Annotated in this window: 15 protein-coding genes and 1 tRNA gene; 8 read left to right on the plus strand and 8 right to left on the minus strand. The window is 61.3% G+C overall.

The window, feature by feature from the left end; translation table 11 throughout:
- Both R6U20_RS02555 and R6U20_RS02560 read left to right on the plus strand, forming a co-directional pair.
- Positions 1-350 (plus strand): hypothetical protein (locus R6U20_RS02555; RefSeq protein WP_410336305.1); only part of this gene is annotated, 350 nt, incomplete at its 5' end.
- Positions 351-367: 17 nt separating this feature from the next.
- Positions 368-1,231, plus strand: a complete 864-nt coding sequence (locus tag R6U20_RS02560; protein WP_410336306.1) for a hypothetical protein — start codon at positions 368-370, stop codon at positions 1,229-1,231.
- Positions 1,232-1,316: 85 nt separating this feature from the next.
- Here the strand turns inward: R6U20_RS02560 and R6U20_RS02565 are convergent.
- Positions 1,317-1,405, minus strand: a tRNA-Ser gene (locus tag R6U20_RS02565).
- A 204-nt stretch (positions 1,406-1,609) separates the two neighbouring features.
- Between R6U20_RS02565 and queC the strand changes: the two genes are divergently transcribed.
- The 6 genes from queC (at position 1,610) to wrbA (ending at position 9,868) form a co-directional block, all read left to right on the plus strand.
- The gene (queC, locus tag R6U20_RS02570) at positions 1,610-2,305 is read left to right on the plus strand and encodes a 7-cyano-7-deazaguanine synthase QueC (protein ID WP_410336307.1); all 696 of its coding nucleotides are present in this window, start codon (positions 1,610-1,612) and stop codon (positions 2,303-2,305) included.
- Between the two features lie 74 nt (positions 2,306-2,379).
- On the plus strand, positions 2,380-3,153 hold the full coding sequence (locus R6U20_RS02575; protein ID WP_410336308.1) for a 7-carboxy-7-deazaguanine synthase QueE: 774 nt from the start codon (positions 2,380-2,382) through the stop codon (positions 3,151-3,153).
- A gap of 535 nt (positions 3,154-3,688) precedes the next feature.
- The gene (gene dpdE, locus R6U20_RS02580) at positions 3,689-7,081 is read left to right on the plus strand and encodes a protein DpdE (protein WP_410336309.1); all 3,393 of its coding nucleotides are present in this window, start codon (positions 3,689-3,691) and stop codon (positions 7,079-7,081) included.
- Between the two features lie 596 nt (positions 7,082-7,677).
- Positions 7,678-8,124, plus strand: a complete 447-nt coding sequence (locus R6U20_RS02585; protein ID WP_410336310.1) for a MarR family winged helix-turn-helix transcriptional regulator — start codon at positions 7,678-7,680, stop codon at positions 8,122-8,124.
- Positions 8,125-8,157: 33 nt separating this feature from the next.
- Entirely contained in the window at positions 8,158-9,174 is a 1,017-nt protein-coding gene (locus R6U20_RS02590; RefSeq protein WP_410336311.1) for a VOC family protein, read from the plus strand.
- A 67-nt stretch (positions 9,175-9,241) separates the two neighbouring features.
- A complete protein-coding gene (gene wrbA, locus R6U20_RS02595; protein WP_410336312.1) occupies positions 9,242-9,868 on the plus strand; it encodes an NAD(P)H:quinone oxidoreductase in 627 nt (208 codons plus the stop codon).
- Between the two features lie 121 nt (positions 9,869-9,989).
- Here wrbA and hpt read toward each other — a convergent pair whose 3' ends face one another.
- The 7 genes from hpt to R6U20_RS02630 all read right to left on the minus strand — a co-directional run.
- On the minus strand, positions 9,990-10,577 hold the full coding sequence (gene hpt, locus R6U20_RS02600) for a hypoxanthine phosphoribosyltransferase (RefSeq protein WP_410336313.1): 588 nt from the start codon (positions 10,575-10,577) through the stop codon (positions 9,990-9,992).
- Positions 10,578-10,668: 91 nt separating this feature from the next.
- On the minus strand, positions 10,669-12,042 hold the full coding sequence (gene tilS, locus R6U20_RS02605) for a tRNA lysidine(34) synthetase TilS (protein ID WP_410336314.1): 1,374 nt from the start codon (positions 12,040-12,042) through the stop codon (positions 10,669-10,671).
- 80 nt (positions 12,043-12,122) lie between these two features.
- On the minus strand, positions 12,123-15,095 hold the full coding sequence (locus R6U20_RS02610; RefSeq protein WP_410336315.1) for a putative LPS assembly protein LptD: 2,973 nt from the start codon (positions 15,093-15,095) through the stop codon (positions 12,123-12,125).
- Positions 15,096-15,136: 41 nt separating this feature from the next.
- A complete protein-coding gene (locus tag R6U20_RS02615) occupies positions 15,137-16,105 on the minus strand; it encodes an ROK family protein (RefSeq protein WP_410336316.1) in 969 nt (322 codons plus the stop codon).
- A gap of 48 nt (positions 16,106-16,153) precedes the next feature.
- Positions 16,154-16,444 carry an FtsB family cell division protein gene (locus tag R6U20_RS02620; protein ID WP_410336317.1) on the minus strand — a complete coding sequence of 97 codons (291 nt, stop codon included), beginning with the start codon at positions 16,442-16,444 and terminating at the stop codon, positions 16,154-16,156.
- A 52-nt stretch (positions 16,445-16,496) separates the two neighbouring features.
- On the minus strand, positions 16,497-17,786 hold the full coding sequence (eno, locus tag R6U20_RS02625; protein ID WP_410336318.1) for a phosphopyruvate hydratase: 1,290 nt from the start codon (positions 17,784-17,786) through the stop codon (positions 16,497-16,499).
- 352 nt (positions 17,787-18,138) lie between these two features.
- Positions 18,139-18,682, minus strand: a 544-nt coding sequence (locus R6U20_RS02630; RefSeq protein WP_410336319.1) for a PAS domain S-box protein, incomplete at its 5' end; no start/stop codon positions are given.

Genomic DNA, 18,682 nt, shown 5'->3' on the forward strand with positions numbered 1-18,682 from the left:
AGGAGAGGTTGAGCTTGTTCAGCCGACGGAACCCGGCACAGGGCTTGCCAATTTTCTTGAAAAACATGCTCAGCGACACCGAGCGCGCTATTCCGTTTTATCTCGACGAAGCCTCCAGCCTGGACGACCGCAACCTGGCCGGGATCGTTGCGGCTGCACAACGCATGGGGTTCGTTCCCATTCTGGCAAGTCCAACCGAGTCAACAGCTGTTGACCATTTGTACTACCTTCGAGCGTCGGAAGACCGGGTCTACTTGGGACCCGAACAACGCGTGCGCCTTTCAGCTACCTCTGACGGCGAAGGGCCCACTCTTGGAAGACGTACAATCAGCAACCGAAACAAGCGCTAACACATCCCCCAAAACCAATGGCTGACGGCTTGCTAACTACCCTTACTGCTTTGATAGATCATGGGGCCGTGGCCTGGAGCACGGTCAGTGCGAAGCAGCATGCCGCACTGCGCCCGCTCCTGGACGGCGGTGTTTTAGTACGAGAAACGTCTGGTAACGGAGAACGGCTGGTAGTAAAGAAGGCCGAAGTCGTCCGCCGTTTTGCCGCAAAGCACTACCCCAATGGACTGGCCAGCGCTTCAGAAGCTGCCCATCGTTCGGAAGGCTTGTCTACTGTTGAAGGGGTGCAGCATTTTCGAGATGCCAAACGGGGCACCCAAGACACCGATATTCTGCTGCTCCGGGGCCGCCCAGGAACGACCGTTGCGTGCAGTAATACCGACGTGCCCGTTGGAGCGTTGACGGCAACGGCCGGCGTAGCGTCTGTGCTTCTGCACGCAGACCAGAAGGTGGCTATGAACGGTACGCTCGCTATCGTTGAAAACCAGACCGCCTTTCTTCGCGCTGAAGCGCTTGGAGTAGATTTTGACATCGCCCTGTATGGACACGGGCGCCTGTCGAGCCGGGTTATTGCATGGCTGGCAAGTCCTGCTATGGAAACAGTCGATGTGGTGCACTGCCCCGACTACGACCCGGTGGGCCTCCACGAGTATGTTCGGCTCTATGCCCAGTGTGGCACCCGTGCCCGGCTGTATTCCCCTCCTGACTTGGACGTGTTGCTGCAGCGATATGGAAAGCGAGCCCTGTACCGAAATAACCGTCCGCTTCTTGCATCGATGGACAACGCCCCACCTGAGGTACACGCGATTGCTGACCTGCTTACGCGTTACGGGTGCGGACTCGAACAGGAGATCTTGATCAGCAAACGCAAAGATATATGATTCCTACACACCTTGCGTTTGCTCCTTTACGTTGCTCTGGCAGTACTACACAGCCAGGAAGACAGCCAAGACATGCAAAAAGAAGCGGAGGGGGAGGGATTCGAACCCCCGAGACCCGCGAGGGCCTGCTGGTTTTCAAGACCAGTGCATTCAACCAGGCTCTGCCACCCCTCCGTATGATGACGTGCGGTTCGTGGCTGCGACGAATGGTGCACGTGTGGAGTATAATGCGTATCCATTCTACCAAACACGCCGCCACAAGGCAAGATCCAGCCCAATCGTTGAGCGAGTTTTCACGAGCGGGGCGCTTCGCCCGAACTCGCACCCAGTGCCCAGCATACACATCTCTGCTGATGCATCAATCCGTCTTCCCCCGTTATGCCTACCGATTCCGCCGCACTCGTTCTCTTCTCCGGAGGCCAGGACTCCACCACCTGCCTCTTCTGGGCGCTCCAGCGCTTTGCCCAGGTGCAGACGCTGGGCTTCTCGTACGGACAAAAACACGCCGTGGAGATCGAGCAGGCCGAACAGATTGCCGAGAAGGCCGGTGTTGCCTACGACTGCATTGACCTGACTGGTGCGCTCTCCGGTTCGGCCTTGACCGAGCACGATAAGGACATGAACGCGCCGCACGCCCAGAACGAGGACTTGCCCGCCAGTTTCGTGCCCGGACGCAACGCGCTCTTTTTGAGCACCGCGGCCAGTTACGCGTACAACCGGGGCATCACGCAGCTCGTGGGCGGCATGTGCCAGACCGACTACTCCGGCTACCCTGACTGCCGACGCACGTTCATCAGCGCGATGCAGACGAGCCTCTCCCTGGCCATGGACGCGGACCTGCAGATCCACACCCCGCTGATGGACCGCACGAAGGCCGAAACCTGGAAGCTCGCCGCCGACCTTGGCACCGTTGCTGGATGCGATGTGCTCGAAACTGTGCGCGTCATGAGCCACACCGATTACAACGGCGACCGCAGCCATCTCAACGAGTGGGGCTACGGCCAACTCGACAACCCCGCCTCCAAACTGCGCGCCCAAGGCTACGAAGAGGCGAAGGAGAAGGGCTGGGTGTAGGCAATGCTCATGTCTCGAATGCACGTGCCCACACAGGATGGATCGTGGTTATGATGGAAGATGGAGGATTGAAAATGGAGGATAGAAGTGTAGATGCTCGCCCCGTCGCGTTGCCCGACGCCACACGCGTTTCTTCCCCTGACCCCGAACCCACCTATCGCGTCAAGAACATCTTCCCCACGGTGCAGGGCGAGGGCTTCTGGGCCGGGCGGCCCGCCGTGTTTGTCCGGCTGGTTGGATGCAACATGTGGAGCGGATACGAGGCCGATCGCGAGCGCGACGCCCAGCGCACCGGCGCCGACTGCCCCCGCTGGTGCGACACCGACTTCACCAAAGAAGGCAGCACCGCCTACACCGCCGCCGAACTCACCCAACAGATGCGCGACTTCGGGGGCCCTATCGACTTCTGCGTGCTGACCGGCGGCGAACCCTTCCTGCAGGCCGACGCCGCGCTCATCCAGGCGATGCATAAGGCCGGGTACACCGTTGCCATCGAAACCAACGGTACGGTGGCACTGGAAGAGGCATTTGCAGACCCAGAAACCGACGAGATCACGGCACCGGACTGGATCACGTGCAGTCCCAAACTGCCCGAAGAGCACCTCACCCTGGAGCGCTTCGACGAACTGAAACTGGTCGTGCCCGATTACCGCCCCGCTCACTACGAGCGGTTCGCCCGGCGCGGCACGCGGCACACCATCGCAGGCGAGACGCGGTGTTGCCTCTACGTGCAGCCCGAAGACGGTCCGCGCCTCCAGGAGGCGCAGAAAGAGGCCGTCGCCCTGGCCACCCAACACCCCGAGTGGAGCGTGAGCACCCAAACCCACAAAGTGCTCGACGTAGACTGAGAAAAGCCGCCATCCCTCCATTCTCTATCCTCCTCCCTTCCACGCCTCCATCCCTCCCCGATCGTCGGTAGATAGTAAACGATAACGTACACCCGAAAATTTCCGTAGGGCTGTTCTCTATCGTCATGCTGAACGAAGTGAAGCATCTCAGGTCACACGAGCGGAGAACCGGCCTGAGTAACGCACAACATGATGCGAGGGGAGAAGAACGATTCTGAGTGTAAGGTCGGCGTTGAGATCCTTCCGCCTATGGGCGTCAGGATGACCTTATGATGGGCAGGTTTTTTTTCCAGGCATGGTGAATGCCTGTATGCTAAAGACAACGGACATGTCTTGAATGCCTTCAGCGATCCCGTAAAGTTAAACCACGCCTCCACCTTCCACCCCTCCACACTTCCACCCTTCCTTCCTGCTCCACACTTCACAGCCGAATCGAACGCCGCGTCGGCACCTGCGCCCGTGCACCTCGTTACGTGCCGTGGTCTTCTGTCCACGGAAGCCCTCATGCTCTCTCCCACGTGCTTCACACCGCCCTATGGCAACCCCGGCAACCGACGATCAACAGATGGTGCTCCTGCTTCACTGGTGGCTCACCGCACGCCGCGAGCAGTTGGGCTACTCGTGGGAGGACCTCGCCCGCCTCACCGGCACCCTGCCGCAAACCGTAGAACAGTGGGCCGCAGGCGAATCGCTGCCCGACTACACGCAGCTTCAGGCCCTGGCCCAGCACCTGGGCGATTCCGAACACCCGCCCGGCGCCGAGCCGCTCCCCGATGCCGACATCAGCCCGCACGACTTCGTGATTGCGGGCAACGGACTCGGCATTGGCAAGTGCGTAGCGCTCGACAACGGCACCGCCACCGTCGAGTACTTCGACACCATCGCCCACCGCGAAACGCGCTCCGTTCCCGCCGAGGACCTGCGCGTGGTGCGCCTGGCCAACCAGACGCGCTGCTACGTCTTCGATCCCGAGGCCGAGCGCTGGCACATGGGCCGCGTGCGCCGCCTCGGCGATGGCGACCACATGATCGAACTGCCCGACCAGGAGGTCAAAGATCCCGGCAAAGAACATCTCTTCGTGCGGTGGTCGCGCCCCGTCGACGACCCCACCGAAACGCTCAAGCAGAAGGGCCACGAAACCGTCTTCTTCCGCAATCAGCGCGAACCCTTCGTGCGTGCCCTGCTTCGGCAACGCAGCGCCGCACACAACGCCTCCGGACTCCTCTCGGCCAGCATCAATCTGTACGCGCATCAGGTGGATGTGGCGCAGCGTATCCTCGAAGATCCTACCCCGCGCTACCTGCTCACCTACGAGCCCGGACTCGGCACCGTCGTGCAGGCGGGCATCCTCGTACGGCAGACGCTCATCGACGCCGATGATGCCACCGTCTGCATCGCCGCCCCGCGCGACCGGCACGCCCGGTGGAAGCGCACGCTTAGCGACCAGTTCGATACCGACGCCCTGCCCGGCACCGTCACGCTTATCGCGCTGCACGCCCTCTCGAACGCCCCCGAGGCCGATCTCCTCATCGTCGACAAGGCCCAGCGTCTTAATGCCGACCACGACGCGTTCGAGGTCATGGCCACACGCACGCATCAGGCCCCGCGCCTCCTACTGCTGGCCGACGCTCCCGCCATCGCCGATCCCGAGGACCTGCACCCGCTCTTGCACCTGCTCGACAGCGACGCCTACCCACGTGGCGACCGCGAGTCCCTGCATCAGAAGCACGAGCAACGCCAGGCCATCGGATCCGCCCTGCAAACGCTTCAGGAACAGATTGTTCGGGGGGAAGCCCAGGCCGATGCCTACACCGCCATCCTTTCCGATCTCCGCGAGATCATTCCCGAATCCGAGGCCGGCCTTCGGCGCGCCATGCGTGCCCTTCAGGAGGCTGCTGCCAACGGTGATGAGAACGCACGCTCCGACGCCGCTAACGCCCTGCGCATCCGCCTAACCGACACGTACCGCTGGCACCCGCGCATGCTACACGTGCAGCGCACCGACGTGGACTCGGTAGACGCTCCCCGCACTGCGCCGGGCTACGCCGAGTTCGGCATGGATCTGCGCGAGGAAAACGTGCATGCGTTGCTCGCCACCTGGCGTGCCCAGGCCGCCGCCACAGAAGATGATGCGTATGCCTCTGTGCTGCGCATCCTCGCCGAAACCGCAAGCAGCCACCTGCCGCTGGTTGCCGACGTGGCGGCCTACCGGCGCGAGGGCACCGCCGCCGCGCGCCTGTCGGACGACCTGACCGCCGCCGAGATGGATCGGCTATCCAACGTGCCGCTCTTCGATGGCGAGGCCAACCTGCTTACCGACATGGAAGAGGCCGCCCGCGCCGAGGTCGACGCGATGGATCTGTCGCATGCTGACTGGTTATCCGCCTTCCTCGATCAGCAGATCGACCCCGACGATGAGCTGCCCGATACGTTCGTCGTCTACACGCAGTATCCGTCGGTCGCCACACATCTGCATGAGGCGCTCACCGAGCAGTTTGGGCATGCTGCCGTGGCGCTGCATCACACCACCACCGAGCCCGACCTCGCCGCCGATGCGATAGATCGGCTCGTGGAAGAAGATGCCTGTCGCATCCTCGTGTGTGACCCCTCGGCGCTGGACCGTGCCGACCTGCAGCACGCCGACCACCTTGTGCACTACGACCTGCCGTGGGATCCGGTCGCCATCGAGCAGCGCATAGGCCGCCTCGACCGCATCGGGCGCGATGGGCGTCCGCTGCACACGCACGTCTACCTCGGACCCGACGTGGACGGCTCGCTCTTTGAGGCGTGGTACCACCTGCTGCGCGACGGATTTGGCCTGTTCGATGCCTCGCTCGCTCCCGTGCAATCCTGGGCCGAGTCTGCCCGCCCCGAGGTGCTCCAGGCGCTGCTTACCCATGGCACCGACGCGCTGGCCGATCGTATCGAGACGCTGCACACGCAGGCTGAATCCGTCCGCACGGCGCAGCAGCACCAGGCGCTGTTTGAGCAGCCCGAAGCGCTGCACGCCGACCCGTCCGACTACGTCGACGCGCTCCACGACCTCGAATCCGACAGCCGCGCTCTCTACCGCGACATGGATCCGTGGATCACCAAAGCGCTGCGCTTCCATCGCTCCAAGCGCGGCTACCCCGACGACATGATGCGCTACCAGCCGGACTTCAACGGGAAAACGCTGATTCCCTTCGACACCATCCTGAACCGCTTCCTCCCCAAATCGGACAAGCCTACCACGTACCACCGCTCGGTGGCCGTAGCCAGCCAGCAGCGTCCCGACCGGTCGGCCAACCTGTTTCGGATAGGGCATCCGTTCCTGGATGCGCTCGTCAACTACTTCGAGTGGGATGACCGGGGCCGTGCCTACGCCATCTGGCGCACCAGCCGCCAGTGGAACCTGCTCGACCAGGAGGATGCGCTCTACTTCCGATTCGAGTTCGTGGTGGAGGCCGACACCGACTCGTTCGCTGAGGCCGGCGACACTGCCGCCCAGGCCGCTTTGCAGCGCCGCGCCGATGGCGTCTTTGCGCCGCAGTTCATCACCGTGTGCACGGATGCGCGCGGCCAGGTCATCAACAACGAAGGGGTACGCAGCCTGCTCGAAGCCGAGCCCGAGCGCCAGCAAGACGGCGGGGCCGACACCAACATAAAAGGCGACCGCCTGCCCGTACTCGACGACTTCGTGCCCCCGAAGCGCTGGGCCACGCGCTGCAACGAGGCTCGCGACGCCGCTCGCAACGCCCTGCTCAGTGCCGACACGCTGCACGAACACCAGCGCCAGGCCCACGCTCACCTCGACGCCGACCGCACCCTCACACCCGAGCACGCCGACCTGCTGCACGCCAGCATCGACACGCCCGCCGTGCGGCTCGACAGCGTAGGTGCGATCGTGCTCTCCGGGCAACCTATCCCGATTGAAGAAGAAGAATGAGAGCCTGTTTTGATTTCTTATTGGTAGTAGATAGAAGGTTAGTGATTACTGAAGACCTCATCCGCCGGTCATCCTGACGCCCGACGGCTGCCGGGGGGAAGGATCTCAACGCTGACCTCGCACGCTTGAAATCGCGCCCCGCACCGGAGCACCGCATCGCGCGTCCCCGAAGCAGGGGCTCCGTCCGCGTGACCTGAGATGCTTCACTGCGTTCAGCATGACGATAGCGGCTACACGGGCCCATCCCGTTATGCATCGTATCACTTAACGTCTGACTACTACCTTCTTATTTTGGGCTGCGAGGTGCATCTTGCCGTCCGTCCTCACGATGACATGGTGTTAGCGTACTTATTTGTCGACTTATTTGTCGACTTACTGATGTCTCACACCTGAATGTTATGGTGTGGGAGGGACGCGCGCTGAAAGGTGCTCTCCAGTCCCTTGCTCTCCAACGGGTTGTCATGTTGAGCAAACTGAAAATCAGTGCGTGCTTCTCGCATCTGCGCAACGTACCCCACTCTGCAACGACCCTGCAACGCACGGAACGGTATGCACGCACTTCCCTCCAATGTCTTGACCTCAAGACAAATATGCATGTGGCAACACGATTCATGGAGCGCGACCGCCGCCGGGCTTTGCAGGTATGGATTGCGCTGAACCGCGCCCAGCACGCCATCGACGCGCCGCTGCGCGCTCAGGTGGAGGCGCACGGCCTCACCATGAAGCAGTTTGCGGTGCTTGAAGTGCTCCTGCACAAAGGGCCGCTTCCGGTGGGCGAGGTGGGCGAGCGCGTGCTCCTTACCAGCGGCAGCATGACCTACGTGCTCGACCAGCTGGAAGACGAAGGCATGCTCGTTCGCCGCGCCGACCCCAACGATGGACGCGTGCAGCAGGTGGCGCTTACCGATACCGGACGTGAGTTCGTAGAGCAGGTCTTTCCCGAGCACGCCCAACTGTTGCAATCCCTGATGGACGCCCTCTCCACTCCTGAAAAAGAGACGCTCTTTCGGCTGCTCCATCGCCTGCGAGACAACGCAGCGTAGGTCCCCTGACCTCCTAACTGATTCCCAATCCCCATGGCTTCCGACGACACGCTTCAGGGCGTCCACCACGTATCCGCCGTTACCGGACGCGCCAGCTACAACGTGCAGTTTTACACGCAGACGCTGGGGCTACGCCTGGTCGCAAAGACCGTGAATCAGGATGATACGTCGTCATATCACCTGTTTTATGCGGATACGCACGGCACGCCAGGCACCGATCTCACGTTTTTCGACATCGCCCGCGCTCGCGATCAGCGCGACGGCACCGGGCTCATCACTGGCACGTCGCTGCGGGTGCGGGGCGAGGCCGCACTACAGGCGTGGGCCGAGCATCTGGATGCGGTGGGTGTGCGGCGTACGCCCATCCATCAGCGGGCCGGGCGCGCCGCGATCACGCTGTATGATGCGGAGGGCCAGACCCTGCACCTGGTCGACGATGCACCCGACGTAGACCGCGTCCCCGACACCACACCGTGGTCACAGTCCCCCGTAGACAGCGACTACGCCATCCAGGGCCTCGGGCCCGTCGAGATTACCGTCGATGCCGACGCCCCCACGCGCCAGGTGCTTACCGATGTGCTCGGACTCGCCCCCACCCGCGACTACACCGTCGACGCGCCCGACTCTGACGTGGGCCTTCCGCATCCCCCTGACACCGCCACCGTCTTTTCGATTGGCGATGGCGGGGCGGCTGCCGAGTTGCATCTGATTGAACGATCGGACGTAGGGCGCGGCTGGCTGGGCAAAGGCGGCGTGCATCACGTGGCGCTGCGCACGCCCAATGAAGACACGATTACCGACTGGCACGAGCGCATCACGAGCGCGGGGCTGAACGTCTCGCCCATCATCGACCGGCACTACTTTACGTCGATCTACGTGCGCGAGCCGGGCGGCATTCTCATCGAAATTGCAACCGATACGGGGGCGCCGTTCCCCGTGGAGGAGGCCGACGCCGGAAAAGTTACGTTGCCACCGGCACTGGAGCCGGACCGCGCCTCCATCGAGGACAAACTCACGCCCATTGAGGCTGCTTCCCAACCGGTGGCATAGCATGGTGTGCAGGGTCACGCTCTGCGCATCCCTCTGTGTTCTTTTGGATAACCAACCACTTGTTGATATGGCAACCAACGTTCTTATCCCGTTTTACTCGTCCTACGGACACACGTATCAGATGGCCCAGGCCGTGGCCGAAGGAGCAGAAGGCGTCGACGACACCGACGTGCAGTTGCGGCGCATTCCGGAGCTGGAGGGCGCCCGCCAGGCCATGAGTGGCCAGGATGCCTACGTGCAGGCGCAAGAAGCCATGAGCGAGCATCCCGAGGTGACGCACGACGATCTGCGCTGGGCCGATGGCATCATCTGGGGGTCGCCCACGCGCTACGGCAACATGACCGCGCAGATGAAGCAGTTCATCGACAGCACGGGCGCGCTCTGGCAGAACGGCGAGCTGGAAGGCAAAGCCACCGCAATGTTCACCTCTACCGCCACGATCCACGGCGGGCAAGAGACGACCATCCTGACGAGTCTGGTGCCGCTCTTGCACCTGGGCATGATCTTCGTGGGACTGCCCTACGGCGAGAACCCGCAGATCCTGACGACCGACGGCATTGGCGGTTCGCCCTACGGCCCCGCCACGCTGGCCGGGGGTGATGGCTCGCGTCAGCCGGTGGAAGAAGAGCTCCTTTCCGCCCGCAATCTGGGCCGCCGCGTGGCCAACGTATCCGAGCGCTTGAAGGGACTGTAAGCGCTCTACTGACTCACGACAACACCACAAAAAGCAGCCTGCTCCGATAGGGAGCGGGCTGCTTTTTTGTTGGCGTCGAGAGCTTGTTGGCTAAACGGGGCCTCGCCCGAGGAGCGATCCACTACTCCTCATCCAGAATGTAGATGTCGGGCAGGTTGCGGGCAATCTGGCCGTAGTCGAGGCCGTAGCCAATCACGAACAGATCGGGAATGTTGAATCCCACATAATCCAGTTGCACATCCGTGTCGTTTGATGTGGGCTTATGGAGCAGGGTCACCGTGCGGAGTGAGGCGGGGCGGTGCGACTCCATCATATTCAAGATAAACTGCATGGAGAGCCCGGTATCCACAATGTCCTCCACCACAATCACATCGCGGCCTTCCAGGTTGGCGTCAATGCGCTTGAGTTCGGTCACCTCACCGCTGGAGACCTTCTCATCGCCGTACGACGACAGCTTCATGAAGTCAATCTCGCAGTCGATGGTAATGTAGCGCATCAGGTCGGCCGTCACCATAAAGGCGCCGTTGAGCACACTTACCAGAATAGGCGTGCGGCCTTCGTACTCCTCGCTGATGGCCGCGCCAATCTCCTGCAGGCGCTCCTGGATGGTCTTGTCAGTCAGATACAGGCGAAACTGCTCACCTCGGCACGTGAGCGTCGTATCGGGAGCCTGGGGGGCCGTGTCGGTCAAATCGCGGGTCAAAGACATCGGAGGTCGTCGTCAGCTATGATCAAGGATGGGGCGATGCAACACGTGTCAACATACACAGGCGTGGGGGGAAATGGTAGCGGCAAACCGACTATTCACCCGCGTTCGGGCGTGGTTTCCAGCGCATCTGCACGACGCGGTCGGTGGAAGCGGTTACACGCACGGCGTGGTGGATGCGATGTCCCACGACCCACAGAATGCGCTTCGCATCTACAACAACCAGCTGCTGCGCCCGCCGATGCGGAGGCACCTTTGCGTCGGTGAGGAGATCGCTTACGGATTTATGGCCGGTCATGCCCAGCGGCTGCAGGCGGTCGCCCTTGCGCCACGGGCGTACGGTTACGGGGGGATGCCACTGCGCTGCATCCACGTAGGCGATGTTCGAGCTTGCACGGAGCGCGCGTTGCTCCGGCACATCGGTCTCGGCGCAGTGGAGCGTGCCCGTAGGCAGTTGTACGGGCGAGCCTGCAAGCGATACCGGCTGCGCACCGGGCAACTCGGGCGGATTGGCAACGGCCTCCAGATGGGTGCGCGTGCGCCACACCGTTGCTGCTCCGGCATCCACGCGGCGCCCGACCTGGGCATCCGTCAGATCTACAACGGCTTCCGCCACAGCCTGCGTATGAGCCGCGTCGGGGCAAGCCGTGCGCAGCAGCTTGTGGGCCAGGGCGGTCTGCATGACAGGCGTGGCCTCGCGGATGGGGGCCAGGTCCAGGCGTCCGCCGTGCGGGGTGGAGGCGTAGGCGGCGTCGAAGCGCTCGCGCAGTGCGGGTGTCCAGTGCTCATCTACGTACGAGCGCAGCAGCCGGGCGGTGTCGCTGATGCGCGCCTCGGCCTCCGATGCAATGTCGCGCAGCACGGGCAGCACCTCGTGGCGCAGGCGATTGCGGGTGTAGTCGGATCGAGTGTTGGTCGGATCGGTGCGATAGGGGACGCGGTGGGCCTCGGCGTATGCCTTGATGTCGGCCTTGGGCGTATGCAGGAGCGGACGCCACAGGCGTACATCGGGGTCGTCTTGCAGCAGGCGCGAGCGTGGCATCCCGGCCAGTCCACGCGGCCCGGTACCGCGCAGCAGGTGCAGCAGCACGGTTTCGACCTGGTCGCGCTGATGGTGGGCTACGAGCACGACGCGGCTGCCGTGTGCCTGCGCCACGCGATGCATTTCGGCATAGCGCACCTGGCGCGCCGCGTCTTGCGTGTTGCCGCTGAGCGTGTCGGGACGGTGCACCACCACGGGCCAGTCGGGCACGTGCCGGGCGGCCCATGTCTGCACCAGCGCGGTGTCGGCATCGGCGCTGGGGCGCAGCCCGTAGTTGACGTGCACGATGATGCCGCGTGCGCCTTCTGCATTTAGGGCGTGGACCAGCACCATTGAGTCGATGCCGCCGCTTACGCCCACGACCACAGGCGCAGTGTCGACCTCTGCATCCGCCAAAACCGATGCTACTGCTGCCCGAACTGCCATAGTGTGTGCGTATCCATCTATGCAGGGAGCCTCATGGCGATTTGTATGCGCAGAAGCAGACATCGCGGGGATAAACATCGCTAAAATGGGCGTCCACCACCGCCACGTCTGCCGCCCCCGCTTCCGCCACTCAACAAGCCACCAGCGGCGCCACCCAGTCGGCTCCCGGTTTCGTTGCGGGGCACGTTTAGCTGAAGCAGATTACGCAGCTGTCCGCCTTTTACGTTGAGGCTAAAGCTATACGACTGGAAGCGCCCGAAGGGGACCCAGGAGAAGGACATCTCCCATGCTCCCAGATCGCGGTAGGCCGAAAGCTGCGTAGTCGCAATCTTTGTTTGTACAGCATCGACGGTTGTCTGACCGCTTACGCGCCACTTGGGCGTTACGCTAAAGCTGAACCGCGTTCGCACCTCGGCATCGTGGTCGGCCTCACGGAATCGGCGACTCATGCTGTACCTCAGATCAAAATCGACCGACCAGGGAATCGAAAAGTCTACGCGTCCGGGCGATGCCGTGCGTGTTGAGCCCATATCTGCGCCGCCCATAGGAGGGCTTTCACTGGCCCCGGTGCGTCGTCCTCGTCCTCGCTCCTGACCGGTCCTCGATGACGGAGTGGGTGCATCTGAACTGCTCTGAAATCCGCCGCTTAGCGTAGCGTTGAGGCGCGTAAGCCGTACGGGGGTAAGCGGACTGCGAGCGGCCATGTATCGGTTCACAACGGCTAACTGCTCTCGGTCGTCCGATTCGGATACGTTGGCGTACTGGTACGGCGAAAGGGTGCCACGTACGTTCACATTGTAATCGCTAATTGAGGTGCGCGCACTCATGCTAATGTCGCTCAGGTTGAGCGAGTCGGCCGCCAGGTTGTACGACGTGCTGGCGTTTAGGCTTAGCAGTTGCACCGTATTTTCCTGGGTTGCTCCTGTTGAGTCGGTGCGCACCCGCTTGGTCTCGAAGCGGTTGCTTATGTTAAGGTCCAGGCTCTGCCGCTCGGTACTTCCCTGTACATCGCGCCCGGAAAAAATGTCGTAGCGTTGCACCGTGCCATCCGTATCCGACACATAGCTGCGGGTGCGCCCCCAAAACGGGTTGTTGAAATCGGGGCGATAGCTGTACGACAGCGACGGCTGTACGCGGTGGCGGAGCCCGCGGAACGAGCCCAGCTCAACGGGAAACGTCCCAAAAAACTCGGTATTCAGGCTTACGCCTGTTGAGAACTCGTGGCGGGCGGCAAACTCAGCTTCGTTTGTACGCTCAACCTCTGTTTCAACTGGCGTGCCCACCCCCGTTGTGTCATCGGTATCCAGCGTATCCACAACGAGTTGCTTGCGCTGCGTGCGCAGCACCCAGTCCGAGTTGTAGTTGATATTCGGTCGGATGTTGAGGTTGTAGCGATTGACCCGAAACGACGCACTCAGGGGGATGCGATGGCTCATCTCGACATCGAACGGGTCGGGCCGGTCCGGATCGCTGTGCCCTTCGCGGTATGCGCTGGGCGAGGCGAACGCTTCGTACCAGGCCACATCAGTAGTATCCGTAGGTCGATATACAAAATCGTTGTTAAGTGACCCCCTGTAGCTGGTGGTGATACGCTCATACCACGCCTCATCCTGGCCCACGCGGTCGCGTTCAAACGGCTTAAAGCTACGCTGATTGAAGCTAAGATCAGGCAGTGTGAGGTTCGTGTTACCCGAGCTTAGGTTCTGGTTCTGACTTGCACTTAAGGTAAGCTTGCGCCCCCCATCGGGCCAGTTTTTGGTGTAGTTGAGGCTGGAGTTGATATCCTGACGAACGGCGTCGTTGAAGTCGGTGGTGTTGTCCTGCGTAAAGTCTGACGACGTAATCAGGCGGATATTACCTCGCACTGATGCGGTTGGGCTCAGGTCTTGATTATGGCGCCAGCGGAGCTCGCCTTCTATGGATTTTTGGAAGTTCGGGTCTTCGGGCTTCCCGATGCGCTCAAAGAGCATATTAAGGTCCAGATTGCCATCGTAGTGGTCGGTGCGGCGGTACCGAAACTCGGGGTTAATTTCGAAGCTTCCGCCGGACCACACCCCGCCTCGAATGGCAAAGTCGGTGAACTCATTCATAGCAAAGTACCACCCAAAGTCGCGCAGATAGAAGCCGCGGCGCTGGTCTTCGCCGTAGGTGGGTGGAAGCGGTCCGCTGCGGCGGCCTTCGGTGTAGGGCACGATACCAAACGGCAGCCAGAGCGGGGTGGGAATGTTAAAGATATACAGTTGGATAGGGCCGGTGTACACCCATCGCTCGTTCATCACCTTCATGCGTGGAGAGCGCAGCGAGTACGAGGGCGTTTCGCCGGGCGGGCGGTCGTCGGTGGTGTAGATGCCGTCGGCCACGAACGTAGTGCGTTCTTCAAAGCGTTTGATGATGCCGCCCCGGAGCGAGGCATCGTCTGCACGAGTGCGTGCCTGGAGCACACGTCCCCGCTGCGAACGCAAGTTGAAGGCCAGTTCGGCGCCCCGAAATCCGTCTTCGCCCTCGCGCTCGAACACAGGAAACGGAATCCGCGCCGTGTCGGAGGGCGGCCCGGTGGCGCGCAGGTCGTCGTTATCGAAGCGGTACTGGATGGTCTGTGCACGCAGCACATTGTCTTGATACGTGGCCGAGGCTTCTCCATAGAGCGCCCCGGTATCGCTACTGTCGGGGTCGCCAAACGTAAGGATGAGCGAGTCGCGCGCGGCCAGTTCGATGGGGGCCTCCAGATCTCCCTCCTCGGCCCCCGTTGTGTCTGGAGAGGCTCCAACAGATGTATCGGCAGGCACGGCACCGGGGCGGCCCCCACGAGAAGTGTCTGGTACGGCAGTGGTGTCGGCTTCGGTGGTGTCGGCTTCGGTGGTGTCGGCTTCGGTGGTGTCTACTGCGGGGCGGGAGACCTCCGTCGTATCCTTTTGAAAAACAACGCCTTGGGGGCTTGCTGCCCGCACAGCGGAAGCAGTTGAAACGGCATGCGAATGGCTAACAAGCAGGCTACACAGCATACCCAGACACAGCGCAGCCCACCCAATGCGCAGCCAGGGCCAGTTGGTCATAACACCGTACAGCTTGATAATGCGGGATACCCAGGCAGATACTACGCCGCGAGGTTGGTGGCAAACGCCAGGTGAGCTGCGCCCAACACCCCCACTTCATTGCCCAGGTTCTCACGTTCAATGCAAACCCCCTCTTTCACCCCCGGAAACACCTGATTGTGCAGAGCTTCGCGAGCCGGGTCGAGCAAAAAGTCGCCTGCATTCGAGATGCCTCCGCCTACAATAACAACGCGGATATCGAGTAGATTAACGGCTGAACTTAGCGCGCATCCCAGCTTATGCCCAGCCCACGCCAGAATCTCGGCTGCGGCCTCGTCGCCTTGTTTGGCAGCCTGGTGCAAAGTGCGTGGTGTAAGCGTGCTCAAGTCGTTGCCCGTGAGTCCGTGGACCGTGCTTTCGGGACGATGGCGCAGGCGCAGGCGCGCGTGCTGCGAAAGGAACCGCTGTCCCAGGTACGCCTCAACGGCTCCGGCCACGCCCGAGTTATCGAGAGGGCCCTCGTAGTCAATGCTCATGTGTCCAATTTCGCCCGCCCCGCCTGTGCTTCCCCGAAACACGCGATTATTGTGGATAATGGCTCCGCCTACGCCCGTGCCCAGCGTCACCATCAGGAACGAGTCATATGCGGTGCCTACGCCGTAGTGAGCCGAGCCGAGCCCCGCCACGTTGGCATCGTTTTCGACTACGATGTGTGCAATGCCGAGCCGTTCGCGCAATGCAGCGCGCACATCGACGACTGCCCAATCGTCGAGGTTCGCAGGATAGCTTACCGTGGTCCGCTCCAGATTGACCGCGCCGGGAACGCCCATCCCCAGTCCAATAGGCGCGGGGCCATTGTGGGTATGCATAAGTTCCTTAGCCACGGCCGCAATGCGGTCGAGCACATGGGAAGGCCCCTGGTCGCCTTCGGTGGCCCGTGCACACTGGGCTACAACGCCCGTATCTTGTTCTACGAGCGCGCCCTTAATAGACGTGCCCCCTAAGTCGATACCAAGTGCATACGTACTCATAAGCAAGCAACAGTGGAAAAAGACAACGGGTGGAAGCCGATTCGTGGATTAGTCGATGCGGTGCACCGTTTCGTTGGGATACTGCATGCCGTACTCCTCGCGGGCAATGCGCTCGATTTCCTCATCGGAGAGCGAGTCGGCCAACTGCTCGTTCAAGTCCTCAATATCCTCGCGGAGACGTTCGTTTTCTGCACGAATGGTTTCGTACTCGCGATGCAGTTCAATGCGGTGCACCACGCTATGCGTATCCAGAAAGAGCACCCAGATCCCCGCCATGCCCAGTACAAACACAAGGCTCCAACGCAGCAGACGAACGCGGGTGGATGCAGGAAGCGGCATGATGCAGCAACAAGCAGTTTGGGTCCTAAACAAGTGACAGCTAATGAGCCGGTTACGCCGTGCGCGTAAAAGCATCGGCTCCAGGATACGTGGCTGCATCGCCCAAGCTTTCTTCAATGCGCAGCAGTTGGTTGTACTTTGCAAGGCGGTCGCTGCGGCTGGCCGATCCGGTTTTGATCTGCCCCGTACCCAGCGCAACCGCGAGGTCGGCGATGGTGGTGTCTTCGGTTTCGCCCGAGCGATGACTTACCACGCTGGTGAACCCATTCTCGTGGGCAAGTGCAATGGCTTCGACCGTTTCAGTGAGCGTGCCAATCTGGTTCGGTTTGATGAGAATGGAGTTGGCCGATCCCTCATCGATACCGCGCTGCAAACGGTCGGTATTGGTAACGAAGAGGTCATCGCCCACAAGTTGCACGCGATCGCCGATGGCATCGGTGAGTTGCTGCCATCCGCTCCAGTCATCCTGGTCCATCGCGTCTTCAATGGATACAATAGGATAGCGCTCGACCCAATCGGCCCAGTAGGCCACCATATCTTCGGAGCTGCGGGGCGTGTCGGGGTCGCTCTTCCAGAAGACGTACTGGCCGTCTTCATACATCTCGGCAGTGGCGGGGTCGAGCGCAATGGCGAGGTCGGTACCGGCGTCGTATCCAGCTGCTTCGATGGCTTCGACTACGCGCTCAATGGCTTCTTCGTTCGAGGCAAGCGCTGGTGCAAAGCCGCCTTCATCGCCCACGGCGGTGCTGTAGCCGTTCTTTGCCAGCACATTTTTGAGCGTGTGGAAGACCTCTACGCCCATGCGCAGGCCTTCGGCAAAGCTGCTGGCTCCGATAGGCGTAACCATAAACTCCTGCATATCCACCGTATTATCGGCGTGGTGGCCGCCGTTTAGGATGTTCATGAGCGGCACGGGCATGCGACGTGCAAGCGCTCCACCCAGGTAGCGGTACAGGGGCAGCTTGTGCGTTTGTGCTGCGGCTTTAGCGGTTGCAAGCGAGACGCCCAGAATGGCATTGGCACCCAGGTTCGACTTGTTGCTCGTGCCATCCAGGTTGAGCAGGGCTGCGTCGAGGCTGTGCTGGTCGGAAACGACGTGCCCAACGAGCGCTTCGGCAATGGTTGTGTTGACATGACCCACTGCCTGTGTTACCCCTTTGCCCAGATAGCGCTCGGCATCGTCATCGCGCAGTTCCACAGCCTCGTGTACGCCGGTTGAGGCCCCGCTGGGCACGGCGGCCCGACCACGAATACCCTGGTCTGTAATCACATCCACTTCGACGGTGGGATTGCCACGACTGTCGAGGACTTCGCGCGCGGTAATCTGCTGAATAGTAGGCATAGGGCAACAGAGCTTAAGACACAAGGGAATATGGCGGAGCATTATGTTTACTCATAAGAACGGAACCGCTGCCGGAAATAACAAGATGTCCTGCTGCATCCATTGCGAAAAACGGATAGGGACCGGCCTGTAGAAGCGTATGCGCAAGACCAATCCCGCATACTTTGTGGATGTATGAGATGTATGAAGGGAGAGAAGAGGTGGTCGTGGGGAACCTCCAAATGATGGTTATCCTGGTAAAAACGCTGACTGGGGCGAGCGATACCGCAACACCGTACCCGGATTTGGTATGAGCTACGCCTTGCTATAGTATTGGGTAGAGCGCGAGAAGGGCCTGTAGCACCGACAGCGGTCAGCCCCGAACCGTTCCGAGCAGGTAGGCCCTGAACGTCGGAGAGATCTGGATCACATTCAAGGGCTGGTTGATTTCATGGGCCATGCCGGCTGCCATGGTGCCCAGGGTGGCCAGTTTGCCCGCCTGAATCAGCTGGGTTTCCTTTTCCACGCTTTCGGTGATATCTGTACTGGAAGCAATGAACACATCCCGGTGGCTGAAAACCACCTTGACTACCTTGATGTTCACAAAAAAGGCCTGGCCGGTTTTCCGAAAGTGACGTTTTTTGGTGAACAGCATGGACCCGCCCCGGGTCAACCCCTGCATACCCTGTTTGATGGTGTCATCGGTTTTTTCACCGATTTCCAGAAAAGAGGTGCCCAGGAGTTCGGATTTGGCATACCCGTAATTTTCCAGGACCCGGTGGTTCACGTCCAGAATCTCAAAGGTCTGGCTGTCAATGATAAAAATGGGATTGGGGTTTTCATTAAACAGGGACCGGTATTTTTCTTCGGATTTTTTGTATTTTTCATGGAGTTTGGACAGTTCCTGGTCCTGGAGC

It is taken from the genome of Longimonas sp. (assembly GCF_046498435.1).
Taxonomy (GTDB): domain Bacteria; phylum Bacteroidota; class Rhodothermia; order Rhodothermales; family Salinibacteraceae; genus Longimonas.